The 22,922-nt window shown below is 62.5% G+C and carries 19 protein-coding genes; 10 read left to right on the forward strand and 9 right to left on the reverse strand.

Going from position 1 to position 22,922, the window contains the following annotated elements:
- Nucleotides 1–122: 122 nt before the first annotated feature.
- From NRG74_RS01685 to NRG74_RS01705, 5 genes are all read right to left on the reverse strand, one after another.
- The gene (locus tag NRG74_RS01685) at nt 123–1,172 is read right to left on the reverse strand and encodes a hypothetical protein (protein ID WP_257705582.1); all 1,050 of its coding nucleotides are present in this window, start codon (nt 1,170–1,172) and stop codon (nt 123–125) included.
- Between the two features lie 180 nt (nt 1,173–1,352).
- The gene (locus NRG74_RS01690) at nt 1,353–3,080 is read right to left on the reverse strand and encodes an AIPR family protein (protein WP_257705583.1); all 1,728 of its coding nucleotides are present in this window, start codon (nt 3,078–3,080) and stop codon (nt 1,353–1,355) included.
- 103 nt (nt 3,081–3,183) lie between these two features.
- Entirely contained in the window at nt 3,184–4,434 is a 1,251-nt protein-coding gene (locus tag NRG74_RS01695; protein ID WP_017641969.1) for a ribonucleotide-diphosphate reductase subunit beta, read from the reverse strand.
- 180 nt (nt 4,435–4,614) lie between these two features.
- Nucleotides 4,615–7,530: a ribonucleoside-diphosphate reductase subunit alpha gene (locus tag NRG74_RS01700; protein ID WP_257705584.1), complete on the reverse strand. Its 2,916-nt coding sequence runs from the start codon at nt 7,528–7,530 to the stop codon at nt 4,615–4,617.
- Nucleotides 7,531–8,135: 605 nt separating this feature from the next.
- On the reverse strand, nt 8,136–8,876 hold the full coding sequence (locus tag NRG74_RS01705) for a 4'-phosphopantetheinyl transferase family protein (protein WP_257705585.1): 741 nt from the start codon (nt 8,874–8,876) through the stop codon (nt 8,136–8,138).
- A gap of 377 nt (nt 8,877–9,253) precedes the next feature.
- On the opposite strand from NRG74_RS01705, the gene NRG74_RS01710 reads away from it, so the two are divergent.
- Entirely contained in the window at nt 9,254–10,600 is a 1,347-nt protein-coding gene (locus tag NRG74_RS01710) for a dicarboxylate/amino acid:cation symporter (RefSeq protein WP_051226179.1), read from the forward strand.
- 411 nt (nt 10,601–11,011) lie between these two features.
- On the opposite strand, the gene NRG74_RS01715 is transcribed toward NRG74_RS01710, so the two are convergent.
- The 3 genes from NRG74_RS01715 to fabA all read right to left on the reverse strand — a co-directional run bounded on the left by NRG74_RS01715 (nt 11,012) and on the right by fabA (nt 14,225).
- The gene (locus NRG74_RS01715; RefSeq protein WP_064308390.1) at nt 11,012–12,226 is read right to left on the reverse strand and encodes a sugar MFS transporter; all 1,215 of its coding nucleotides are present in this window, start codon (nt 12,224–12,226) and stop codon (nt 11,012–11,014) included.
- Between the two features lie 254 nt (nt 12,227–12,480).
- The gene (fabB, locus tag NRG74_RS01720; protein WP_017641974.1) at nt 12,481–13,698 is read right to left on the reverse strand and encodes a beta-ketoacyl-ACP synthase I; all 1,218 of its coding nucleotides are present in this window, start codon (nt 13,696–13,698) and stop codon (nt 12,481–12,483) included.
- 11 nt (nt 13,699–13,709) lie between these two features.
- The gene (gene fabA, locus NRG74_RS01725) at nt 13,710–14,225 is read right to left on the reverse strand and encodes a 3-hydroxyacyl-[acyl-carrier-protein] dehydratase FabA (protein ID WP_007160484.1); all 516 of its coding nucleotides are present in this window, start codon (nt 14,223–14,225) and stop codon (nt 13,710–13,712) included.
- A 377-nt stretch (nt 14,226–14,602) separates the two neighbouring features.
- Between fabA and NRG74_RS01730 the strand changes: the two genes are divergently transcribed.
- The 6 genes from NRG74_RS01730 to NRG74_RS01755 are packed head-to-tail and all read left to right on the forward strand — an operon-like array spanning nt 14,603 to nt 18,613.
- A complete protein-coding gene (locus NRG74_RS01730) occupies nt 14,603–15,637 on the forward strand; it encodes an NAD(P)H-dependent glycerol-3-phosphate dehydrogenase (RefSeq protein ID WP_064308389.1) in 1,035 nt (344 codons plus the stop codon).
- Nucleotides 15,638–15,668: 31 nt separating this feature from the next.
- Nucleotides 15,669–15,968, forward strand: coding sequence for a DUF4389 domain-containing protein (locus NRG74_RS01735; RefSeq protein ID WP_093254715.1), 300 nt, complete (start codon nt 15,669–15,671; stop codon nt 15,966–15,968).
- Nucleotides 15,965–16,420, forward strand: coding sequence for a phosphohistidine phosphatase SixA (gene sixA / locus NRG74_RS01740; protein ID WP_257705586.1), 456 nt, complete (start codon nt 15,965–15,967; stop codon nt 16,418–16,420). Before NRG74_RS01735 ends, sixA begins: the two co-directional genes overlap by 4 nt.
- Nucleotides 16,421–16,440: 20 nt before the next feature.
- The gene (locus tag NRG74_RS01745; RefSeq protein ID WP_160923413.1) at nt 16,441–16,878 is read left to right on the forward strand and encodes a hotdog fold thioesterase; all 438 of its coding nucleotides are present in this window, start codon (nt 16,441–16,443) and stop codon (nt 16,876–16,878) included.
- A 37-nt stretch (nt 16,879–16,915) separates the two neighbouring features.
- The gene (locus NRG74_RS01750) at nt 16,916–17,797 is read left to right on the forward strand and encodes an alpha/beta fold hydrolase (protein ID WP_257705587.1); all 882 of its coding nucleotides are present in this window, start codon (nt 16,916–16,918) and stop codon (nt 17,795–17,797) included.
- Between the two features lie 6 nt (nt 17,798–17,803).
- Entirely contained in the window at nt 17,804–18,613 is an 810-nt protein-coding gene (locus NRG74_RS01755) for a DUF4892 domain-containing protein (protein WP_257705588.1), read from the forward strand.
- Here NRG74_RS01755 and NRG74_RS01760 read toward each other — a convergent pair.
- The gene (locus NRG74_RS01760; RefSeq protein ID WP_257705589.1) at nt 18,610–19,800 is read right to left on the reverse strand and encodes a CynX/NimT family MFS transporter; all 1,191 of its coding nucleotides are present in this window, start codon (nt 19,798–19,800) and stop codon (nt 18,610–18,612) included. The genes NRG74_RS01755 and NRG74_RS01760 overlap by 4 nt on opposite strands.
- A 343-nt stretch (nt 19,801–20,143) precedes the next feature.
- On the opposite strand from NRG74_RS01760, the gene selD reads away from it, so the two are divergent.
- The 3 genes from selD to NRG74_RS01775 all read left to right on the forward strand — a co-directional run bounded on the left by selD (nt 20,144) and on the right by NRG74_RS01775 (nt 22,647).
- Nucleotides 20,144–21,178, forward strand: a complete 1,035-nt coding sequence (gene selD / locus NRG74_RS01765) for a selenide, water dikinase SelD (RefSeq protein WP_017641981.1) — start codon at nt 20,144–20,146, stop codon at nt 21,176–21,178.
- A complete protein-coding gene (mnmH, locus tag NRG74_RS01770; RefSeq protein WP_257705590.1) occupies nt 21,178–22,278 on the forward strand; it encodes a tRNA 2-selenouridine(34) synthase MnmH in 1,101 nt (366 codons plus the stop codon). Before selD ends, mnmH begins: the two co-directional genes overlap by 1 nt.
- 78 nt (nt 22,279–22,356) lie before the next feature.
- Nucleotides 22,357–22,647, forward strand: coding sequence for a hypothetical protein (locus NRG74_RS01775; RefSeq protein ID WP_257705591.1), 291 nt, complete (start codon nt 22,357–22,359; stop codon nt 22,645–22,647).
- Nucleotides 22,648–22,922: the final 275 nt, after the last annotated feature.

Genomic DNA, 22,922 nt, shown 5'->3' on the forward strand with positions numbered 1-22,922 from the left:
AGCCGCACCGCAGTCTTATCGACACGGCAGGCGCGGGCTTGAGGCAGAGGATTGCGCGCCATGATGACGGGCCGATAAAGCTAATTCAAACCTGACCTGAGGCTTGCCAGGCGGACCGTCCGTTACTGGGGTTTCACCAGCGTCCGAATCGCCGATGCCGGCAACCGCGCCATGCTGCCATCCGCCAGCCGCAGCACGAAGGCCTCGCCCAGTGACCAGACCACCTGTACCTCCTTGAGCACGCACTGGTCATCGGTGGGCAGCACCCTCGCCTGGTCCTTGGCGCAATAGGCGGTATCCAGCACGATAGCTTTGGCTTGGTAGTTACCCAGGCCCAGCGTCTTGACCATGGTCTCGGGCAGGGTGGTGAGCACCCCGCTATAGCCGGCCAGAAAGAGGGCGAAGAACAGGGAAAACATCATCGCGGCCTTCCAGCCAGCGATGAAGATCATGGAGGTCATCGTCACGACGAAAGCAATGGCGAGAGGCGCGGCGCAAAGCGTTGCCCATTTGGTAAGGAGAGGCCACTCGTTCACCAGTGGATAGGCCTTGCCCAGCATCCAGACGATGAAGTAGCCGACGACCATTACCGGGACATACGCTTGCCAGACGAACTTCAAGAAGCTGAAAGAAGGCAGCGCGAACAGCCATTGAACAACGACACCTGCCACTAGTGTGATAAGTACGGGAGCCAACAGTGAAACGCCTAGGAATAGCTCCGGGTCAATGAAGAACAGAATAATTGCATCGCTCAGCCCTATTAGTAGATAAGGCACGAAGAATACAAGTGCCATCAATAGCATGAGTTTGCGAAAGCGACCTTCACCGCGATAGGGCAGGGCGTAGATGATGTCTTCCTTGATCGCCGGCGTATTGATGAAGCCGTAATAGACCCAAGCTCCTGGTAGGAATAGCGCGGCAACGAAGGCGCCTATGGTCAGAAAGCCCATGCAGGCGGCCGCCAGCAGCAGTGACGAAAACTGGAAGAGATCGAAGCTGGGATAGAAGTGATTGCGGGCGAAATAGGCCAGGAACATCCCGAAGCCTAGGGTCGGCGGTAGTACCTTGGCCAGCAGCGAGGCATGGTGCCGCAGGGCGGTGCCGAAGAACGCGAGGATGAAATCGAAGACGGCATCCGTGTCGGTAGCGGGTTGGTCGGTCCAGCGGGGCATGGGGTCGTCCTTGATCGGAAGTACCAGAACGCCTGGTTTCCGTATTGAAACTTAATCTGTCACTCGAATAGGCATAAGCGACTAAAGCTTATAGAGTTCTAGACTTAATGATCTATCAATGGACAATTTTTCAATTGTCCATGCTGTCAGAATTAACATGTGGCTGTGATTACCGCTGTGTTATTTTTTTATGGTGTTTCTCATGATCTCTTTAAGTTCCGAAGTGTGTAATGAGCGCTTTAAACGATCCTTTGTTGCCCATCCGCCTGCTTCAATTATATTCTTGCAATTTTCAAAGTATTGGAAGTAATCGTCTCTGGGTTTATTTAATTCCTCAATGATATTGAGGCAGTACTTCGTAATTTTTTTTGAATTAAGTTCTGGAGACTTGTCTGCTCCGTTAATTACATATTTTAGTAGCATGAGGCTATGCCAGCGGTATTTCCCAAAATTTCCTGGGAATTTCTTACTGTTGAAGAGTCTATTGAACTTATATAGCGCTAATGTTGCGCAATAATAAGCGATTTCATTTTGGTTGTCTTCGAAAAGTTGACTTCCTGATTGTTCGAAAATTTGCGTTGGGTAACTCGCGGCAGTATGGGGAACCTCTAAGAACATTGATGCAAATGCTCGTGCAACAGATCGAATGTCAAAAACTTTGGTTTCTAGTATACCTCTTCCTGAATATTGATTTTCTCTCCTCTCAAAATATATTTTCGAGTCTTCGGTAGTGTCATCATTCCAGCTATTAAAATAGCTTTCCACCGACTTTGATTTTGACTTCAAGGAAAGAAATTTCTCGTTGGAGACATGGCTTTGATTATTTGTTGCTTCAACGATTTTGTTGATAATTTCCTGATTATCAACTTCAATGACCTTTGCGGTTATCATTGTGTTGCTGTCAATTAAGTCATAGTTTCGATACAGAACATGACTGGTTTGACAGCCATTCACTATTTGATAGTTGAATAAGCTAATAGAATCGCTTTGCACCCGAACATCTGGCGATACGATAGTTATGCCGTTATTTAGAAGCGCAAAGTATTCTTGAGAGTTCTGGCTAGCGAGAGTGCTTCGGATTTCTGAATTAACGTCATTGTCTTCGCCGAGATAGGCTCGAACGTTTTCGTCAAATATACCCCCGCGCATTTTTCCATCTTCTGCTTTGAGTAGAGAGTCTACAAAATTTCTTGCGGGAATAATGGAGATATAGGATTCTTCTACTCCATTCATTTCGTTGTAAGGCACATACCCTTTGACTTTGACAACTGCCTCAACAGGTTGGTGAATTGAGCTCCAGAGTTTTATCAGCTCATCTCTGTCAATTTTTAAGCTTGTAACTTTATTGAAGAATCCAGTTGCTTTTATCTTCTTTTCAGTTGTTTTTAGTGCAGCGTTTAGCTCTTTTGTATCTGGCCAGGTCCCTGTAGCAACAAAATAGGTGGTTGCATTTGGCTTCCCGTTCTTAACTCTATCTACGTTATCAACTACAGCTTCAAATATGCGGCGCGCTTCAGAAAGTACATCGTCTTGAGGGAATTCCGATTCGTCACAAGAAAAATCAAAAACGCCCTCGCCAAAGTTTGTTATTTCTTTTTTTTCAAAGCTTTCAGATGTTTTGGATTGAATGAAAACAAAATCAATTTCAATGCTTCTTTTGTGACTTTTAAATAGAGCCTCAATCTCATCCACAGTTGTAATGATTTCAGAGTCTGCAATGATTGCTACTCCATCGATTCCAGCGTCATCTTCATCGGTTGTGACGTCTCGAATATCAAATTTTCCTGAGTAGAATCGACTGATTAGACAGTGGTTTGCAAACATTTCAAATTGATGTTCTGCGTTTAAGTCAAGAAGCTCTTTTTCTGTAGCAAATTTCTTTAAATGTGTCTGGATAATACGATGCATTTAAGACTCCAAAACAAAGGCCCCGCACTGGCGGGGCCTTTAAATTGCGATCCCAACATCCATGGCAGGTGTTAGGTCAATCTACTCTGTGAAGAGCGTCACATCAATCCCAGCTCAACGCCCCACCGGTCTGATACTCGATCACGCGGGTCTCGAAGAAGTTCTTCTCCTTCTTCAGGTCCATGATCTCGCTCATCCAGGGGAAGGGGTTGGTGGCGCCCGGGTATTCTTCCTTGAGGCCGATCTGGGTCAGGCGGCGGTTGGCGATGAACTTGAGGTAGTCCTCCATCATCGCCGCGTTCATGCCGAGGACGCCGCGGGGCATGGTGTCGCGGGCGTATTCGATCTCCAGCTGGGTGCCCTGGAGGATCATCTGGGTGGCTTCGTCCTTCATCTGGGCATCCCAGAGGCTCGGGTTCTCGATCTTGATCTGGTTGATCATGTCGATGCCGAAGTTCAGGTGCATGGATTCGTCACGCAGGATGTACTGGAACTGTTCGGCGGTGCCGGTCATCTTGTTGCGGCGACCCATGGAGAGGATCTGGGTGAAGCCGCAATAGAAGAAGATGCCTTCCAGTACGCAGTAGTAGGCGATCAGGTTCTTGAGGAACTGGCGATCGGTCTCCGGGGTGCCGGTCTTGAACTCGGGGTCGGAGATGGAACGGGTGTATTTCAGGCCCCAGCTCGCCTTCTTCGCGACGCTCGGGATCTCGTGGTACATGTTGAAGATCTCGCCTTCATCCATGCCCAGCGACTCGATGCAGTACTGGTAGGCGTGGGTGTGGATCGCCTCTTCGAAGGCCTGGCGCAGGATGTACTGGCGGCACTCGGGGTTGGTGATCAGGCGGTAGACGGCCAGCACCAGGTTGTTGGCGACCAGGGAGTCGGCGGTGGAGAAGAAGCCGAGGTTGCGCTTGACGATGCGGCGTTCGTCCTCGGTGAGGCCGTCCGCGCTCTTCCAGGTCGCGATGTCGGCGTTCATGTTCACTTCCTGGGGCATCCAGTGGTTGGCGCAACCATCCAGATACTTCTGCCAGGCCCAGTCGTACTTGAAGGGCACGAGCTGGTTGAGGTCGGCGCGGGCGTTGATCATCTGCTTGTCGCCGACGTGCACGCGCGCGGAGGAACCTTCCAGGTCGTCCAGGCCTTCCTGGATGTCCAGCTCGTTCAGCGCGGCCTTGGCGCGGGCCACTGCATCGGAGTCGTCGGCGGACAGGGCGCGGGCGTCATGGACCAGGGCGTCGCCCTCGGAGTCCAGGCGCTCGGTCTGGGCGGGCGCCTGCTGGCCAGCGGCCTGCGCGGGCTTGGCGGGGGTGGCGTCGTCGTCTTTGTCGAATTCTTCCCAGTTCAGCATGGGGTGTCTCCTGGGTGGCTGTGCGGTGGGGGCGGGGCGGCGGGCCCTCACCCTAGCCCTCTCCCGGAGGGAGAGGGGATAAGAGTGGTGCGCGGGTGCGGGATTTGGCCCTCACCCTAGCCCTCTCCCAGGGGGAGAGGGGATAAAGAGCAGCCCTCTACTGGGAGAGGGCTTGGGGTGTTACTGGCAGGCTTCGCACTCGGGATCGTCGAGGCTGCAGGCCTTGGGCACCGGAGCCGGTGCGGGGGCGGGAGCAGCTTCGGCTTTCTGGGCCGGGGCGGGGGCCGCGCTGGCCTGGACGCCGGTGATAGGATCGGCGCTCACGGCGTTCAGCTTGCCGGTGTTGATGGTGGACTTCTCGGTGCTGGTGGCAGCCAGGGCACGGAGGTAGTAGGTGGTCTTCAGACCGCGGAACCAGGCCATGCGGTAGGTCACGTCGAGCTTCTTGCCCGAGGCGCCGGCGATGTACAGGTTCAGCGACTGCGCCTGGTCGATCCACTTCTGGCGACGGCTGGCGGCCTCGACGATCCACTTGGTCTCCACTTCGAAGGCGGTGGCGTACAGGTCCTTCAGATCCTGCGGGATGCGCTCGATCTGCTGCACGGAGCCGTCGTAGTACTTGAGGTCGTTGACCATTACCGAGTCCCACAGGCCGCGGGCCTTGAGGTCGCGTACCAGGTAGGGGTTGATGACGGTGAATTCGCCCGAGAGGTTCGACTTCACATAGAGGTTCTGGTAGGTCGGCTCGATCGACTGGGACACGCCGGTGATGTTGGCGATGGTCGCGGTCGGCGCGATGGCCATGATGTTGGAGTTGCGGATGCCCTTCTTGGCACGCTCGCGCAGCGGGGCCCAGTCCAGGGTCTCGGACAGGTCGACCTCGATGTACTTGGCGCCGCGCTCTTCGATCAGGCGCTTCTCGGAATCGATCGGCAGGATGCCCTGGGACCACAGCGAACCCTGGAAGCTGGAGTAGCTGCCACGCTCTTCGGCCAGGTCACAGGAGGCCTGGATGGCGTAGTAGCTGATCACTTCCATGGAGGTGTCGGCGAACTGCACGGCGGCATCCGAGCCGTAGGCGATGTGCTGCAGGTACAGCGCATCCTGGAAGCCCATGATGCCCATGCCGACCGGACGGTGCTTGAGGTTGGAATTCTCCGCCTGGGGCACCGAGTAGTAGTTGATGTCGATGACGTTGTCGAGCATGCGCACGGCGGTCTTGACGGTGCGGGCGACCTTGGCGGTGTCCAGCTTGCCATCGACGATGTGGTTCACCAGGTTCACCGAACCCAGGTTGCACACGGCGATCTCGTCCTTGTTGGTGTTCAGGGTGATCTCGGTGCAGAGGTTGGAGCTGTGCACCACGCCCACGTGCTGCTGCGGGCTGCGCAGGTTGCACGGGTCCTTGAAGGTCAGCCACGGGTGGCCGGTCTCGAACAGCATGGACAGCATCTTGCGCCAGAGGTCCTTGGCCTTGATGGTCTTGTGCAGCTTGAGCTTGCCGTACTCGGTCAGGGCTTCGTAGTACTCGTAGCGCTCTTCGAAGGCCTTGCCGTAGAGGTCGTGCAGATCGGGCACGTCGGCGGGGGAGAACAGGGTCCAGTTGCCGTCCTCGAAGACGCGCTTCATGAACAGGTCGGGGATCCAGTTGGCGGTGTTCATGTCGTGGGTACGACGACGGTCGTCACCGGTGTTCTTGCGCAGTTCGAGGAATTCCTCGATGTCCAGGTGCCAGGTTTCCAGGTAGGCGCAGACCGCGCCCTTGCGCTTGCCGCCCTGGTTGACCGCCACGGCGGTGTCGTTGACCACCTTGAGGAAGGGCACGACGCCCTGGCTCTTGCCGTTGGTGCCCTTGATGTAGGAGCCCAGGGCACGCACTGGGGTCCAGTCGTTGCCCAGGCCGCCGGCGAACTTCGACAGCATGGCGTTATCGTGGATGGCGCCATAGATGCCGGACAGGTCGTCGGGCACGGTGGTCAGGTAGCAGCTGGACAGCTGCGGACGCAGGGTGCCGGCGTTGAACAGGGTCGGGGTGGACGCCATGTAGTCGAAGCTGGCCAGCAGGTTGTAGAACTCGATGGCGCGGGCTTCTTTATCTTTTTCCATGTGCGCCAAGCCCATGGCCACGCGCATGAAGAACAGCTGCGGCAGCTCGAAGCGGGTGCCGTGGCTGTGCAGGAAGTAACGGTCGTACAGGGTCTGCAGACCCAGGTAGGTGAACTGCTGGTCGCGCTCGTGATCGATGGCGGCGCCCAGGCGCTCCAGATCGAAGCTGGCCAGTTTCGGGTCCAGCAGCTCCAGCTCCACGCCCTTGGCGACGTAGGCGGGCAGGGCCTTGGCGTAGAGGTCGGCCATCTCGTGGTGGGTGGCGGACTCGGCGACGCCGAGGAAGCTCAGGCCTTCGGCGCGCAGGCTGTCCAGCAGCAGGCGGGCGGTGACGTAGGAGTAGTTGGGCTCACGCTCGACCAGGGTGCGGGCGGTCATCACCAGGGCGGTGTTGACGTCCTTCTCGGCCACGCCGTCGTACAGGTTCTTCAGGGTTTCCTTCTGGATCAGCTCGCCGTTCACCTCTTCGAGGCCTTCGCAGGCTTCGCTGATGATGGTGTTCAGGCGACCCATGTCCAGCGGCTGGGTGGTGCCGTCGGCCTTGGTCACGCGGATGCTCGGGTGCGGCTCGGCGATGTCGCTGGCGGCGCCCTGCTTGCGCTCCTGGCTGCGGGCCTCACGGTAGATCACGTAGCTGCGGGCGACCTTCTGCTCGCCGGCGCGCATCAGCGCCAGTTCGACCTGGTCCTGGATCTCTTCGATGTGAATGGTGCCACCGGAGGGCATACGGCGCTTGAAGGTGCTGCTGACCTGGTCGGTGAGCTGCTTGACGGTGGTGTGGATGCGCGAGGAGGCTGCAGCGGTACCGCCTTCCACGGCGAGGAAAGCCTTGCTGATGGCCACGGTAATCTTGTCGTCGGTATAGGGGACGACGGTACCGTTGCGCTTGATGACGCGCAGTTGACCGGGGGCGGTGGCGCCCAGGTCCTGGCTGTCATCTTGCGCCGGGCGGCCCTGCTGGGCTTGCTCGCGGGTCAGGTCGGTGTGCATGCGGAACTCCCTTGATCGGAAAGAGGGGATCGTCGGCGAGCCGGCGATCCGGAAGAGTGTTGGCCCTGGGCCTGCGCGACGACTGCCTGTCGCGCCATTAGCAATGAAGATTCCAACGAAAAGCCGTATCGGCACCGATTCCCGAGGGAGCCGGCGTTCGGGGTCAGGGACCCTGGAAATTCATGATTCGGGCGACAGGATAAGCCCTCCTCGCTAGGGAAGACAGTCTTGACAGAGGGGTGTTTCGCCGTCCCAGGCTATACCGACGAACTGCTATATATGGTGGTGCGGGGGTGCAAAGGCCACTAGATGTCGCGTTTGTCACGTTTTCAGCTGTGGATAAGACGTGGATAAGCTGTTCGGGACTGGGGGGTATCCTGGGGGTGGTACCCGGTCAGTGCGCGTGAAGGCTGGGATCAGAGCGAGGTGGTCAAATAACGTACAACGTGGCGGAACCGGCATGACAAAAGCGTCGAGGGATATACCGGTTCGCTATGAGCACTTTCTCCACCATAAGAAAACGTTCGATGGCCGCTGCGACGTTCTGCCCCGGCCAACCTCCGCGGACCTCATCGACCAGAGAACCCTTCCTCTGTAGGCATCCCTCAGTGCCGAGGCGCGACCAGCGTCAGCAACCGCTGTTGCTCGTCCAGGCGGAAGTGACCGCGCAGGGATGTCCCGGCGGACCAGCGCGGCGAGAGATCGAGCAGCAGACGGATGTCGAAGGTACCGCCGGGATCGGTGCCAAGGATCTCGGCATCCTGGAAGAAGAACATCTGCCCGACCTGGGGGTGCAGCGCCTTGAACAGACTTTCCTTGGCGGAAAACGCCAGGGTGATGGCAAAGGCCTGCCGATCTTCGTCCAACGCCTGCACGCTTTCCCGTTCGGCCGGGGTGAGGATCTGGTCGGCCAGACGTAGGGCCTTGGCCGGTTCGAGCAGATTCTCCACATCCAGACCGAGACCCTGGTAGTCCCGGGCGCTGCCCACCACCGCGGCTGCCCAGCCATGGCTATGGGTGATGGCGCCGACCCAGCCGGTCGGCCAGGCGGGTCCGCGGTCCGTGGTGCGATGACCGGGCACCGCAGCAGTACCGCTCAGCTGGCGCAGCGCCTCGCGAGCGCAGAGACGACCGGCCAGGTACTCGGCCTGGCGCTTGGCCACGGCGCGGCGGATGTTGTCCGGAGGCAGGGCGCCCAGGCGCAGGGCGTCGCGCTCGAAGCTCACCTGGGCGGGATCGAAACGGCAGTGCAGCAGGCTCAGGGAGGCAAGTTCCGCCGCCAGGGGCGGTAGCAGCTCGGGCGCTGTGCAGCAGCCGGGCAGGTCGGCGGGGGGCAAGACAGGCATCTCAGCCGACTACTCGTGGAGGGTAGCTACGGATCACGACAGGCTCCGAGGGAAGGGCGCGCAAAGGATAGCCGACTACCGGCTCTGGCTGGCGGAAAACCGCCTCGGATGGTGGGGGATTTCCGCCCCTTTTCGTCGGGTGGCGAGGTTCCGCCCGCCGCGGGCTACTAGACTTTTGGCTGAAAGGTGCATGAAAGCTGGCCTTTTGATTGCGCAGCCAAAAGTGGAACGACGATTGCTTAGGTTTAGCCAGATACTGGCGTCACCGTCGCGCGGCCGCCAGATCCACAACAAAAAGCTCTCAGGATGAGAGAGCCAACATCAGTCAGGTGCCCACTCAGACAGGACGTCAGGCAGTGGCCACAAGGGAAAGAGCCATGACAGCAACCGTCGACACAACAACTACTACAGCTCCCGCGCCCAAGCGACCCGTCAAGCAGCCGATCTACAAGAGCCTGTACTTCCAGGTAATCGTGGCGATTGTCCTGGGTATCCTGCTCGGCCACTTCTATCCCCAGACCGGCGCGGCCATGAAGCCGCTGGGCGACGGTTTCATCAAGCTGATCAAGATGGTCATCGCGCCCATCATCTTCTGCACCGTGGTGACCGGCATCGCCGGCATGCAGAACATGAAGGCCGTGGGCAAGACCGGCGGCATGGCGCTGCTGTACTTCGAGATCTTCTCTACCATCGCACTGCTGATCGGCCTGATCGTGGTCAACGTCGTCCAGCCGGGCGCCGGCATGAACGTCGACGTCAGCACCCTGGACACCAAGGGCATCGCGGCCTACGCGGCAGCTGGCGAGAAGCAGAGCACCATCGACTTCCTGATGAACATCATCCCGTCGACGGTCGTCAACGCCTTCGCCACCGGTGAGATCCTGCAGGTCCTGTTCTTCGCCGTGCTGTTCGGCTACGCCCTGCATCGCCTGGGCGAGACCGGTCAACTGGTGTTCAACTTCATCGACCGCATCTCCCACGTCTTCTTCAACATCATCAACGTCATCATGAAGCTCGCCCCCATCGGCGCCTTCGGTGCCATGGCGTTCACCATCGGCAAATACGGCGTCGGCACCCTGGTGCAGCTGGGCTACCTGATGGCCTGCTTCTATATCACCTGCCTGCTGTTCGTACTGGTGGTACTGGGCGCCGTGGCGCGCATGCACGGCTTCAGCATCCTCAAGTTCATCAAGTACATCCGTGAAGAACTGCTGATTGTGCTGGGTACCTCGTCCTCCGAGTCCGCCCTGCCGCGCATGCTGACCAAGATGCAGAAGCTGGGCGCCGAGAAGTCGGTGGTAGGCCTGGTGATCCCCACCGGCTACTCCTTCAACCTCGACGGTACCTCCATCTACCTGACCATGGCCGCGGTGTTCATCGCCCAGGCCACCAACACCCAGATGGACATCACCCACCAGATCACCCTGCTGCTGGTGCTGCTGATCTCCTCCAAGGGCGCCGCAGGCGTCACCGGTAGCGGCTTCATCGTGCTGGCCGCCACCCTGTCCGCCGTCGGTCACGTACCGGTCGCTGGCCTGGCGCTGATCCTGGGTATCGACCGCTTCATGTCCGAAGCCCGCGCCCTGACCAACCTGGTCGGCAACGGCGTGGCCTCCATCGTGGTCGCCAAGTGGTGCGGCCAGCTGGACGAGCAGACCTTGAAGACCGAACTCGCTCGCGGCCCGAACGCCGTCGAAGTCGAGGAAGCTCGCCAGACTGCCTGAGCCTAGCGCGAGGACCGCTCCTGGAGCGGTCCCGCCGGCAAGTGCGAAACGCCCGTATCGAAAGATGCGGGCGTTTTCTTTTGCCTTGGATTTGCTGAGGGAGGGACGCAGGCGCTGTGCCCTGGCGGAAACGCCGAGCGATCAATTGGCTGGGGTTGCCTCAACCGCCGGCCAGGGTGCCTGGGCTGCGGCTCCATCACGCTCTTGGGTGGCAGCCAGGATGCAGTGGAAAGCAGGGGGGGGCGCTGTATGCGGGCCTTGCGAGCGTCGTCTTGCCGGAGGACGAGCAGGCGCAGGTAAGGTGACCAGGCTGCGTGGTCGCAGGCAGGTTGCCGAAGCAGAGGGGAAGGGGACGGGTAATAGCAGGAGGAGGGGTGAAGCGCTGGCAGACCGCCAGCGCTTCGGGGTGGATCAGCGGCGCAGGCTGGGACGGTAGCCCATCACGCCGTAGAACAGGATGTAGAGGTAGCAGACCAGGGGGATAAGGAAGGAGGGCAGCAGGCCGATGGTATCGGCGAAGTAGCCCTGGATGGCCGGCACCAAGGCGCCGCCGACGATACCCATGCACAGCAGACCCGAACCCTTGGAGGTGAACTTGCCCAGGCCCTTGAGCGCCAGGGAGAAGATGGTCGGGAACATGATGGAGTTGAAGAAGCCGATGGCCAGCAGGGCCCACATGGCGACCTTGCCGCCTTGCAGCACGGCCACGGCCAGCAGCACGCCGATGGCGATGGCGTTGAAGCTCAGCACCAGGTTCGGCCGCACCTTGGTCATGATCACGCCGCCGATGAAGCGACCGACCATGGCGCCACCCCAGTACAGCGACAGGTACTTGGCGGCGGTAGCGGCGTTCAGGCCGGCCACGTCCGGGCTTTCCATCAGGCTCACCAGGTAGCTGCCGATGGACACTTCGGCACCCACGTACATGAAGATGCCGACCACGCCGAGCAGCAGGTGGCGATAGGCCCAGACGCTGTTGGCGGCCAGGGCGTTCTCGTCGGTGGCGTTGTCCTGTTCGGTGTCCTTGATCTGCGGCAGGCGGAAGAGGCCAATGATCACCGCCAGGGCGACCAGCATGCCGGCCAGGATCAGGTAGGGCAGCTGCACCGAATGGGCGGCGGAGTCTTCACCGACCAGCGCCAGGATGGTCACCGCGCCCACCAGTGGGCCGACGGTGGTGCCCAGGGAGTTGAAGGCCTGGGTCAGGTTGAGGCGCGAGGCCGCGGTTTCCGGCTTGCCGAGGATGGTGACATAGGGATTCGCCGCTACCTGCAACACGGTGATGCCGGCCGCCAGTACGAACAGGGCGGTCAGGAAGAAGCCGTAGGAGTGGGCTCCGGCCGCCGGGTAGAAGAGCACGCAACCAACGCCGGCAGTGAGCAGGCCGACGATGATGCCCTTCTTGTAGCCCAGACTTTCCACCAGGCGACCCGCCGGGAAGGAGACGATGAAGTAGGCGGTGAAGAAGCAGAACTGGATCAGCGAGGCCTGCAGGTAGCTAAGGGTGAAGACCGCCTTGAGGTGGGGGATGAGGATGTCGTTCAGCGAGGTGATCAGGCCCCACATGAAGAACAGCATGGTGAGGACGATCAAGGGTCCGCGGTAGCTCTGGTTTTGATTGTGCATTGGGGCTCCATGGGTACAACAGTTTCTTGTTTCTGCCCGCGATTCTCGGACAGCGCTGTCTAGGACGGCTGCGCAGACACAGCGAAGCGGCGCGAGATTAAGCTATTCGCGCTGCTGAATCCATTCTTCCTGGAGGTTCGCAGGCGAAGTGCCGGCGCCTTCGACCGCGGGGCCGGTGACCGGTTCAGCGGGGCACGGCGCAGAAATGAAAAACGGCGCCAGAGGCGCCGTTTGGGTCACACAAGCGAGGGTTATCAGCCTTGCCAGCGCTTGAGTACCAGGGTGGCGTTGGTGCCGCCGAAGCCGAAGCTGTTGCTCATGACGAGGTCCAGCTTGGCGTCTTCCTTGGTCTCGCGCAGGATCGGCAGGTCAGCGACTTCCGGATCCAGTTCGTCGATGTTGGCCGAGCCGGCGATGAAGTTGCCTTCCATCATCAGCATGCAGTAGATGGCCTCATGGACGCCGGCGGCGCCCAGGGAGTGGCCGGACAGGCTCTTGGTGGAGCTGATGGCCGGCGCCTTGTCACCGAACACGGCGCGTACGCCCTTGATTTCGGCCACGTCGCCCACCGGGGTGGAGGTGCCGTGGGTGTTCAGGTAGTCGATCTCGCCGTCGACGGTGGACAGCGCCTGCTGCATGCAGCGGATGGCGCCTTCGCCGCTCGGGGCGACCATGTCGTAGCCGTCGGAGGTCGCGCCGTAGCCGACGATCTCGGCATAGATCTTGGCGCCACGGGCCAGGGCGTGTTCGAGTTCCTCGACCACCACCATGCCGCCGCCGCCAGCGATGACGAAACCGTCACGCTTGCTGTCGTAGGCACGGGAAGCCTTTTCCGGCGTCTCGTTGTAGTCGCTGGAGAGCGCGCCCATGGCATCGAACAGCATGCTCTGGGTCCAGTGCTCTTCCTCGCCGCCGCCGGCGAAGACTACGTCCTGCTTGCCGAGCTGGATCTGCTCCATGGCCAGGCCGATGCAGTGAGCGCTGGTGGCGCAGGCCGAGGCTACGGAGTAGTTCAGGCCCTTGATCTTGAAGGGGGTGGCCAGGCAGGCGGAGACCGTGCTGCTCATGGTCCGGGTCACGCGGTAGGGACCGACGCGCTTGACGCCCTTCTCGCGCAGGATGTCCAGGGCTTCCATCTGGTTGAAGGTGGAAGCGCCACCCGAGCCGGCGATCAGGCCGGTGCGAGGGTTGGAGACCTGGTCTTCGGCCAGACCGGAGTCCTTGATCGCCTGCTCCATCGCCAGATAGGCGTAGGCGGCGGCATCGCCGACGAAGCGCTTGACCTTGCGGTCGATCAGTTCTTCGAGGTTCAGGTCGATGGAACCGGAAACCTGGCTGCGCAGACCCATTTCGGCATATTCCGGATTGTGACGGATGCCGGCACGGCCTGCGCGCAGGTTGGCGGAAACGGTGTCTTTATCATTGCCCAGGCACGAAACGATACCCAGACCGGTAATGACGACGCGACGCATGCGAAAAGCCCTTAGAAGCTATCGGTGGAAGTGAACAGGCCGACGCGCAGACCTTCGGCGGAGTAGATCTCGCGGCCGTCCACGCTAACGGTGCCATCGGCGATGGCCAGAATCAGCGACCTGTTGATGGTGCGTTTGATATGGATATTGTAGGTGACCTTCTTGGCGGTCGGCAGTACCTGACCGAAGAACTTCACTTCGCCAGAGCCCAGGGCGCGACCGCGACCCGGATTGCCCTGCCAGCCAAGGTAGAAACCGACCAGCTGCCACATGGCATCCAGGCCCAGGCAGCCCGGCATCACCGGATCACCTTCGAAATGGCAACCGAAGAACCAGAGGTCGGGACGGATATCGAGTTCCGCCACCAGTTCGCCCTTGCCGTATTTCCCGCCTACCTCACTGATATGCGTGATCCGATCGATCATCAGCATGTTCGGTGCGGGCAATTGGGCATTGCCCGGACCGAAGAGCTCGCCACGGCTGCAGCGCAGCAAGTCTTCGTAGGTAAAGGCGTGTTGTTTGGTCATGCAAGCTCCTGTAGCTGGCCTAGGTCCAGGCTCTGGCGACTCCGAAGGTCGCTCTGGGTATGGCTTCGTGTAGCAGTAGACTGCCGGGGCATCGGGAAAGTCACAGGCCAGCGCCCCGCTCGTTAACGGACCATTGTGCACTTTCCGCAGTCAATTCTCCATCCTGGGAGGCCGTTCAGGATCTTGCGGTCCTTGGGTCAGCGAAGCGGGCAGGGCCGAGAAAGAGCTGTTTACCGGTGCTAAATGTGCATCGCGCAGCCGTTTTCAACACCGTTCGGCCGAAACGAGGCAGATCGTGAACAGGCCCTGAGGCGTTCGTGCGGCTACCGTATACTGGGCGGCGAGGCCGCGCGATCGCGGTGATGACGAGAGTTTCGATGACAGTCCAATCCCCCATCGCCGTCCTGGGTGGCGGCAGTTTCGGTACCGCCCTGGCCAATCTGGTCGCCGAGAACGGGCTGCCGGTGCGCCTGTGGATGCGCGATCCGCAACAGGCCGAGACCATCCGCCGCGAGCGCGAGAACCCCCGCTACCTGAAGGGTATCAAGGTGCACGCCGCGGTCGAGGCCACCAGTGATCTGCCGGGCGCCATCCAGGGCTGCGAGCTGATCCTGGTCGCGTTGCCGTCGAGCGCGCTGCGCCAGGCGCTGGCGCCCATCGCCCAGCAACTGGAGGGGCGTTTCCTCGTCAGCACCACCAAGGGCATCGAGGCGCATTCCTTCATGCTGATGAGCGAGATCCTCGCGGAAATCGTGCCGCGCGCGCGCATCGGCATCATCTCCGGCCCCAATCTGGCCCGCGAGATCGCCGAGCATCAGCTCACCGCCACCGTGGTGGCCAGCGAGGACGAAGCCGTGTGCCGGCAGGTCCAGGCGGCACTGCACGGCCGTACCTTCCGCGTCTATGCCAGCGCCGATCGCCTCGGCGTCGAACTGGCCGGCGCCCTGAAGAACGTCTACGCCATCATCGCCGGCATGGCCGCGGCCCTGGCGATGGGCGAGAACACCCGCAGCATGCTGATCACCCGGGCCCTGGCCGAGATGACCCGCTTCGCCGTGCAGCGCGGCGCCAATCCCATCACCTACCTCGGCCTGGCCGGGGTCGGGGACCTGATCGTGACCTGCTCGTCGGAGAAGAGCCGCAACTACCGGGTGGGTCACGCCCTCGGGCGGGGACTGACCCTGGACGAGGCGGTGGCGCAGATCGGCGAGACCGCCGAAGGCGTCAACACCCTGCGCGTGCTCAAGGAAAAAGCGGATGAGCTGGGCGTCTACATGCCCCTGGTAAACGGCCTCTATGCGATCCTGTTCGAGGGTCGCAGTTTGGGGCAGGTGATCGAGGCCCTGATGGGCGGTGAGCCCAAGACCGATGTCGATGTGGCGGACGCCGCCGAGATCCTGAACAGGCTCTGAGCCGCTACACTGTCTGAAAAGAGGAATTCCCATGTCCCAACCCGAGCATTCCCGCGAGCTGCTAGGCCTGCGCCTGATCTGGATGCTGCTGTTCCTGTTCGTCTGGCTGGGTGCGCAGTACGTGCTGGCGGTGGTGGTGCTGGTGCAACTGGTGGTGCGCCTGATCAAGGGCGAGGCCAACCCCGGGCTGATCGCCTTTGGCGCGGCCCTGGGCGCCTATCTGGCGCAGATCGTCCGCTTCGGCACCTTCGCCAGCGAAGTGAAGCCCTGGCCCTTCGCCGATTGGCCGGCCACCGAGCCCGCCGACGATCGCTCCGCCACCGCGCCATGAAGCTCTGGCTGCTGCGGCATGGCGAAGCCGAGGCGCGGGCGTCCAGCGACGAGCTGCGCGAGCTGACCATGGCCGGGCGCGCCGAGGTGTTGCGCAGCGCCCTGCAACTGCAGGGTGCCCAACTGCAGCTCATCCTCGCCAGTCCCTACGTACGGGCGCAGCAGACGGCGGCTCTGGTTCAGCAGCAACTGGGCTGGCCAGGCGAGGTGCGCAGTGCCTCCTGGGCCACGCCCGACGGCGAGCCGGAACGCGCCCTGGACGAGCTGGAGCGCCTGGGTGTGGAGGAGCTGCTGCTGGTGACCCATAATCCCTTCGTCGCTGAACTGGCCGGCTGGTTGCTGCACGGTCATCGGCAGGCACCGGTAGCCATGTGCACCGCGTCCCTGCTGTGCCTGGAGGCGCCGCTGTCCCTGGCCGGCGGTTTCGAGCTGGTCAGTCACTTCCATGGCTGACGCCCTTGCAAGGAAAGTACATGAGCATCTGGCAGACCCTTCCTGATCCTGAGGACCTCGGGCGTGCGCTCGAAAATACCCTCGCCGAACACCTGGACATGCGCATCGAAGCCTGGGACGACAGCAGCCTGACCGCCAGCATGGTGGTCGACCGGCGTACTCACCAGCCCATGGGGCTGCTGCATGGCGGCGCCTCGGTGGCCCTGGCGGAAACCGTGGGCTCGATCGCCAGCATGCTCTGCGTGGATCGTTCGCGCTTCTATTGCGTGGGTCAGGAAATCAACGCCAACCACGTGCGCGGCGTGCGTTCCGGGCGGGTAACGGCGGTCGCGCGACCCCTGCACCTGGGGCGCAGCAGCCATGTCTGGGACATCCGCCTGAGCGATGAGGAAGGACGCCTGACCTGCGTATCGCGGCTGACCGTGGCGGTGGTCCCGCTGCAACGGGACCCCTCCTAGGCATGGCCAGCGTCTGGCTGGCAGGGGAGGCAAGCACATGACGGCCCAGGTGCAGGAGCTGCGCCTGGAGCTGCCTCATATCGAGCTGAGCGCCCGGGTGTTCGGCCCGGAAGACGGCTATCCGGTGCTGGCGCTGCATGGCTGGCTGGACAATGCCATGACTTTCGCCCAGCTCGCCCCCCGCCTGCAGGGTCTGCGCATCGTCGCGCTGGACCTGCCCGGGCACGGGCTGTCGGCACATCGTCCCGCTGGCGTCGGATATGCCATCCAGGACTATGGACTGGATGTGCTCGCTGCCGCGCGGCAACTGGGCTGGGACCGCTTCGGCCTGCTCGGGCACTCCATGGGCGCCATCGTCGGCGTCATCGCCGCCGCGGCCCTGCCGGAGCAGATCGAGCGCCTGGCGCTGATCGATGGCCTGCTGCCCTACACCACGCCGGCGGAGGAGACGTCGGAGAAACTCGGCAAGGCGCTGCTCGCCGAGCTGGAATTGCCCAATCGACGCAAGCCGGTCTATGCCACGGTGGAAGACGCCGTGGCGGCGCGGCTGAAGGGGGCGTTGACGGTCAGTCGCGAAGCCGCCGAGTTGCTCGCTGAGCGCGGCTTGATGGCGGTGCCGGGTGGCTATACCTGGCGCTCCGATCCGCGCCTGCGGCTGCCCAGTCGGATGCGTTTCACGCCGGAGCAGGCGGCTGCCTGCCTGGACGCCGTGCGCTGCCCGACGGCGCTGGTGGTGGCCGCGGGCGGCCTCGTGGCGCCCCATGCCGAGGCCATGCGCCTGGCACGGCAGCAGCCACACTTCAGCCTCCATGAGCTGCCGGGCGGGCACCATCTGCACCTGGACGATGCCGCGGGCGCCCAGGCCGTCGCAGATTGTTTCAATGCCTTCTTTGCCGCCAGCACCGGGCGCGACGAATAATGCGGCATGCCTAGCCGACCGTTCTGCCTCTGCACCACTCTCGTCCGCCGATCCCTGCTGATCGGCCTGCTGTTTTCCACCTGTGGTGTGCAGGCCGCCGTACTGCCCGAAATCGCGCCCATGGATCATGCCCAGCTCGTTCGCGAAACCGGACCGGCAACTGCCGAACGCCTCTATCCGCTGGGGCCGGCCAGTCGCATCGGCGGTCGCCTGCGCCTGGAGGATTCCTTGCAGGTGGAGGGCGAACTCCAGACCCAGACCTTCGAGCTGGCCCCTGGACATCCGCCGCTGGCGCGCCTCGACAGCGAACGCCAGCGCCTGCAGCAGCAGGGTGCGACGCTGCTCTACTGGTGCGAGGGGCGTGACTGCGGCGCCAGCAGCGTCATCGCCAACAGCCTGCTGGGCGATGCCATGCTGTTCGGGCCCGACGACCAGCAGGGTCTGCTGGTATTGCAGCTGGCGGAGCCACAGACGGTGCTGACGCTCTATGGCATCACCCGGGGCAACCGCCGCGGCTACCTGCATGCCGAGCGGCTGCAGGCCGGCCAACCCCTGCCCGAGTTGTTGCCGAGCGCTGCCACCCTGCTCAAGGAATTGCAACGCGACGGTCAGCTGCTGCTGCCCGTCATGGAGCGGACGCCGGAGCAACCCTGGATCGCCCGCCTGGCGGCGGCCCTGGCGCTCAATGGCGATGTCGCCGTGACCCTGGGCGGCGACCAGGCCATGGCCTGGCAGAGCGTCCTGCGCGAGGCGGGAATCCGCGCGCCGCGACTGCAGACCGAAGCCGGTCGAGCCGCCGGGCTCTATCGCCGCTAGACGTCGTTGACGTAGCGGGTCCGCCCCGCGCCCAGACCAAAGAGCGTGGCCAGCACGGCGATCAGGGTGAAGAGCACGCCCATGGGTGCCCAGTCGTGGGTGGCGTCATGGAGGATGCCCACCAGCAGCGGGCCGAGCGAAGCCAGGCTGTAGCCCGCGCCCTGGGCCATGCCCGACAGCCGCCCGGCGGTTTCCGCATCCCGCGAGCGCAGCACCAGCAGGGCGAGCGCCAGGCTGAAGGTGCCGCCCTGGCCCAGGCCGAGCACGACGGCCCACAGCCAGAGACTACCCAGCGGCGCATAGAGGCAGCCCAGCAAGCCGGCGAGGGTCAGGCTCATGGCCACCACGATGGCCAGGCGCTGGTCTCTGCCGCGGGTCGCCAGCCAGGGGGCGGTGAGGGCGCTGACCAGCTGGGTCATCACCGAACCCGACAGCATCAGACCCGCCTGCACCATGCCCAGGCCGCGATCCATCAGCAGGGTCGGCAGCCAGCCAAAGACGATATAGGCCAGCGACGACTGCAAGCCCATGTACAGGGTGATCTGCCAGGCCAGTCGGTTGCGCCACAGCGAACCGCCGGCACCCCGGTGCGGTGCGATGGTGGGCGGCTGGCGCAATTGCGGCAGCCAGACCAGCAGGGCCACCACGGCGACCAGGGCCCAGGTGGCGAGAGCAGGTTGCCAGCGGCCGTCGAAGGCTGCGGCGAGGGGCGCGGTGGCGCCAGCGGCCACGGCGGCGCCAATGCACAGCATCATGGTGTAGAGCCCCATCAGTTGGCCGGCCTGGGCGGGAAAGTCGCGCTTGACCAGGGCTGGCAGCAGCACGCCGAGGATGCCGATGCAGGCGCCGGCGATCAGGCTGCCAAGAAACAGCCCCAGGGGTGGCAGCAGACTGCGCAGGACGATGCCGCCGGCGAGCAGCGCCAGGATGGCGCCCAGGGTACGTTCGCTGCCCCAGCGGCGCGCCAGGCGCGGGGCCAAGGGCGCGAATAGCCCCAGGCAGAGTACCGGCAGGGTGGTGAGCAGGCCGATGGCGCTGCTGGAAAGGCCCGTGCTGGCTTCGATCTGCCGCAGCAGGGGCGCCAGGCTGGAGAGGGCCGGGCGCAGGTTGAGGGCGATGAGCATGAGGCTGGCGAGCAGCAGACCGCGTTGCCAGGGCGTGAGGTGGGACGTCGCTGAAGAAGACATGAGCACTGCTATGACCGGGGAAACCGGCAATGCTAGCGCACCCTGGCCATAACGCACGGCGCTTCCGTTCGCTACCCTTCAGCGGGAAAAAATAGTTGGCGGACCGGCTAAAAAATCGCCAGTTCGTCCATCGCCGCACCGCCGCTCGCTTGTCCGGGGTCGGCCGGAGGTTTTCCACGAGGTTATCCACAGCAACTGTGGATTACCGCCAGAAAACAGTCCTTTTGCTTTGGCTGGCGATCTGTTAGGCGCGGTCGTTCCCCGCCGGCTGACAGGCATTTGCTACTATTACGCCCCTTCGCGCTGGCTGTCGAACCAGCGCCACCGCTGAACCGGAGTAACGATGACCGATCCCATTCGCCTCACCCAATACAGCCACGGTGCCGGTTGTGGTTGCAAGATCGCCCCCAAGACCCTGGAGACCATCCTGGCCGGCAGCGGGGCCCAGCATCTGGATCCGCGGCTGTGGGTGGGCAATGCGTCGCGCGACGATGCGGCGGTCTATGGTCTGGATGACGAGCGTGGGGTGGTCTCCACCACCGACTTCTTCATGCCCATCGTCGATGACCCCTTCGATTTCGGTCGCATCGCCGCCACCAATGCCATCAGCGACATCTATGCCATGGGTGGTGACCCCTTGCTGGCCATCGCCATCCTCGGTTGGCCGGTCAATGTGCTGCCGCCGGAAGTGGCGCGCGAGGTCATCGCCGGCGGTCGGCGGGTCTGCGACGAGGCCGGCATTCCCCTGGCCGGCGGCCATTCCATCGACGCGCCCGAGCCGATCTTCGGCCTGGCCGTGACCGGGATCGTGGAGAAGCGCCACCTCAAGCGTAACGACACCGCGACCTTGGGCAGTCGTCTCTATCTGACCAAGCCGCTGGGCATCGGCATCCTCACCACCGCCGAGAAGCGCGCCCTGTTGCGGCCGGAGGATCGCCATCTCGCGCGTGACACCATGTGCCAGCTCAATCGTCCCGGCAGCCGTTTCGGCCGCCTGGCCGGGGTGACGGCGATGACCGACGTCACTGGCTTCGGGCTGCTCGGCCACTTGGTGGAGATGGCCGACGGCAGTGGCCTGACCGCCGAACTCGACTTCGCCGCCATTCCCCGTCTCGACGGGGTGGATTTCTATCTGCAACAGGGCTGCGTGCCCGGCGGCACCGAGCGCAACTTCGACAGCTACGGCAGCCGCATCGCCCCGCTGGACGAGGCCCGCCGCCAGCTGCTGTGCGATCCCCAGACCAGTGGCGGCCTGTTGGTGGCCGTGGCCCCCGAGGGCGAGGCGGAATTCCTTGGCGTGGCCGCGGAGCTGGGTCTGGCCCTGCAACCCATAGGGCAACTGGTGGCTCGGCGCGCCCATGCGGTCGAGGTGGCTTGATGAACCAGCGTGAGGATGCCCGCGACCTGCGAGCGCTGTTCCTGAGCGATGTACCCCTGATCGATGTCCGTGCCCCGGTGGAGTTCGGCAAGGGTGCCTTTCCCCAGGCGACCAACCTGCCATTGATGAACGACCTGGAGCGCCAGCGCGTGGGCACCCGCTATAAGCAGCAGGGCCAGCAGGCGGCGTTGCAACTGGGTCATCAACTGGTGTCCGGTGCGGTCAAGGAGGCGCGCATCCAGGCCTGGGCCGATTTTGCCCGGGCCCATCCGGAGGGCTATCTCTATTGCTTTCGCGGCGGCTTGCGCTCGCAGATCAGCCAGGAATGGCTGCGCAGCGAGGCCGGCATCGCCTATCCGCGGGTGGTGGGTGGCTACAAGGCCATGCGCACCTTCCTTATCGACACGCTGCAGCAGGCCCTGGCCGAGTGCCGCTTCGTGGTGGTGGGCGGCATGACCGGTACCGGCAAGACCGAGGTGGTGGCCCAACTCGACAACGCCGTCGACCTCGAAGGGCATGCCAACCACCGCGGTTCCAGTTTCGGCAAGCGCGCCACGCCGCAGCCGGGCCAGATCGATTTCGAGAATCGCCTGGCCGTCGATCTGTTGCGCCGCCGCCAGGCGGGGCAGGGGCAGTTCGTGCTGGAAGACGAGTCACGGCTGGTCGGTCGCTGCTCCTTGCCGTTGGAATTGCACCAGGACATGCAGCAGTACCCGCTGGTCTGGCTGGAAGACAGCCGGGAAAATCGCATTGAGCGCATCCTGCGCGACTACGTCATCGACTTGGCGGCGGAATTCCTTGCCCTGCACGGGCCGGAGCAGGGCTTCGCGCTGTTCGCCGAGCAGCTGCGCAAGAGTCTCTCCGGCATCGCCAAGCGCCTGGGTGGCGAACGCTTCCAGAGACTGTCGACCATTCTCGAAGACGCCCTGGCCGAGCAGGAGCGCTCGGGCGACGTTGCCGCGCATCGTGGCTGGATCGAGGGCCTGCTGGCCGAATACTACGATCCCATGTATGCCTATCAGCGCGAGAGCAAGGCGTCGCGGGTGATCTTCAGCGGCGACCAGGCCGCGGTGGTCGAGTTTCTACGCAATCGAGGCTGAACAGCGGCCACGGTTAGCGGTCTACGCTGCGGTTATCCGGCCGTTCCGGCCGGTCGCAGGTCGCAAGGAGAAAAAGAGATGAAAGCGAAACTGGTTCCCGTCCTGGTCGCTACGTTGGCTACCGTGGTGCTCGCGGGATGCTCGGGCAAGGTGGTCAATCGCGACAGCTGCGCCAGCCAGACCCGCTCCGCCTGGCAGGAACTCGACCTGGCCAAGGCCGAAGGTTTTTCCGGCACCGTGAGCTATTCCAAGGCGCTGGCGCTGCTGTCCACCGCCAAGACCCAGCAGCAGGTCGAGGCCTACACCGGTTGCGTGAAGAATGCGGAAAAGGCGCGCTTCTATACTCGCGAGTCTCGCGCCGGTCGTTGATCGTTCGTGCGGCTGGCAAACGGCCGCCATCCAAAGCGACGTCGGCATAACCGAGTGCGACGGATAGCGGCTCGTTAGCCACCCAGCCCCTCAAGAATCGGCTTCTGCGGACGACAGCGTCGGTAGAACTCATTCCGTTGGGGTGCCGTATGAAAGGGATTGCCCGCTATCGCCTGGCCAATTGGCGAACCGCGACCAAGCTGGCGGTGGGCTTTGCTCTGGTGCTGCTGCTGACACTGGTGGTAGCCCTCCAGGGCGGCCTTGCGCTCAAGGAT

Source organism: Pseudomonas oryzihabitans, from assembly GCF_024652905.1.
GTDB classification, from domain to species: Bacteria; Pseudomonadota; Gammaproteobacteria; order Pseudomonadales; family Pseudomonadaceae; genus Chryseomonas; species Chryseomonas benzopyrenica.

Bases quoted from the DNA above. Each gene is read 5' to 3' on its own strand.
- NRG74_RS01715 (WP_064308390.1), bottom strand. From the start codon at position 12,226: ATGCACAATCAAAACCAGAGCTACCGCGGACCCTTGATCGTCCTCACC.
- NRG74_RS01700 (WP_257705584.1), bottom strand. From the start codon at position 7,530: ATGCACACCGACCTGACCCGCGAGCAAGCCCAGCAGGGCCGCCCGGCG.
- NRG74_RS01685 (WP_257705582.1), bottom strand. From the start codon at position 1,172: ATGCCCCGCTGGACCGACCAACCCGCTACCGACACGGATGCCGTCTTC.
- mnmH (WP_257705590.1), top strand. From the start codon at position 21,178: ATGAACCAGCGTGAGGATGCCCGCGACCTGCGAGCGCTGTTCCTGAGC.
- NRG74_RS01750 (WP_257705587.1), top strand. From the start codon at position 16,916: ATGACGGCCCAGGTGCAGGAGCTGCGCCTGGAGCTGCCTCATATCGAG.
- NRG74_RS01760 (WP_257705589.1), bottom strand. From the start codon at position 19,800: ATGTCTTCTTCAGCGACGTCCCACCTCACGCCCTGGCAACGCGGTCTG.
- NRG74_RS01755 (WP_257705588.1), top strand. From the start codon at position 17,804: ATGCCTAGCCGACCGTTCTGCCTCTGCACCACTCTCGTCCGCCGATCC.
- NRG74_RS01705 (WP_257705585.1), bottom strand. From the start codon at position 8,876: ATGCCTGTCTTGCCCCCCGCCGACCTGCCCGGCTGCTGCACAGCGCCC.
- NRG74_RS01775 (WP_257705591.1), top strand. From the start codon at position 22,357: ATGAAAGCGAAACTGGTTCCCGTCCTGGTCGCTACGTTGGCTACCGTG.
- sixA (WP_257705586.1), top strand. From the start codon at position 15,965: ATGAAGCTCTGGCTGCTGCGGCATGGCGAAGCCGAGGCGCGGGCGTCC.
- NRG74_RS01730 (WP_064308389.1), top strand. From the start codon at position 14,603: ATGACAGTCCAATCCCCCATCGCCGTCCTGGGTGGCGGCAGTTTCGGT.
- NRG74_RS01695 (WP_017641969.1), bottom strand. From the start codon at position 4,434: ATGCTGAACTGGGAAGAATTCGACAAAGACGACGACGCCACCCCCGCC.
- selD (WP_017641981.1), top strand. From the start codon at position 20,144: ATGACCGATCCCATTCGCCTCACCCAATACAGCCACGGTGCCGGTTGT.
- NRG74_RS01710 (WP_051226179.1), top strand. From the start codon at position 9,254: ATGACAGCAACCGTCGACACAACAACTACTACAGCTCCCGCGCCCAAG.
- fabA (WP_007160484.1), bottom strand. From the start codon at position 14,225: ATGACCAAACAACACGCCTTTACCTACGAAGACTTGCTGCGCTGCAGC.
- NRG74_RS01735 (WP_093254715.1), top strand. From the start codon at position 15,669: ATGTCCCAACCCGAGCATTCCCGCGAGCTGCTAGGCCTGCGCCTGATC.
- NRG74_RS01745 (WP_160923413.1), top strand. From the start codon at position 16,441: ATGAGCATCTGGCAGACCCTTCCTGATCCTGAGGACCTCGGGCGTGCG.
- NRG74_RS01690 (WP_257705583.1), bottom strand. From the start codon at position 3,080: ATGCATCGTATTATCCAGACACATTTAAAGAAATTTGCTACAGAAAAA.
- fabB (WP_017641974.1), bottom strand. From the start codon at position 13,698: ATGCGTCGCGTCGTCATTACCGGTCTGGGTATCGTTTCGTGCCTGGGC.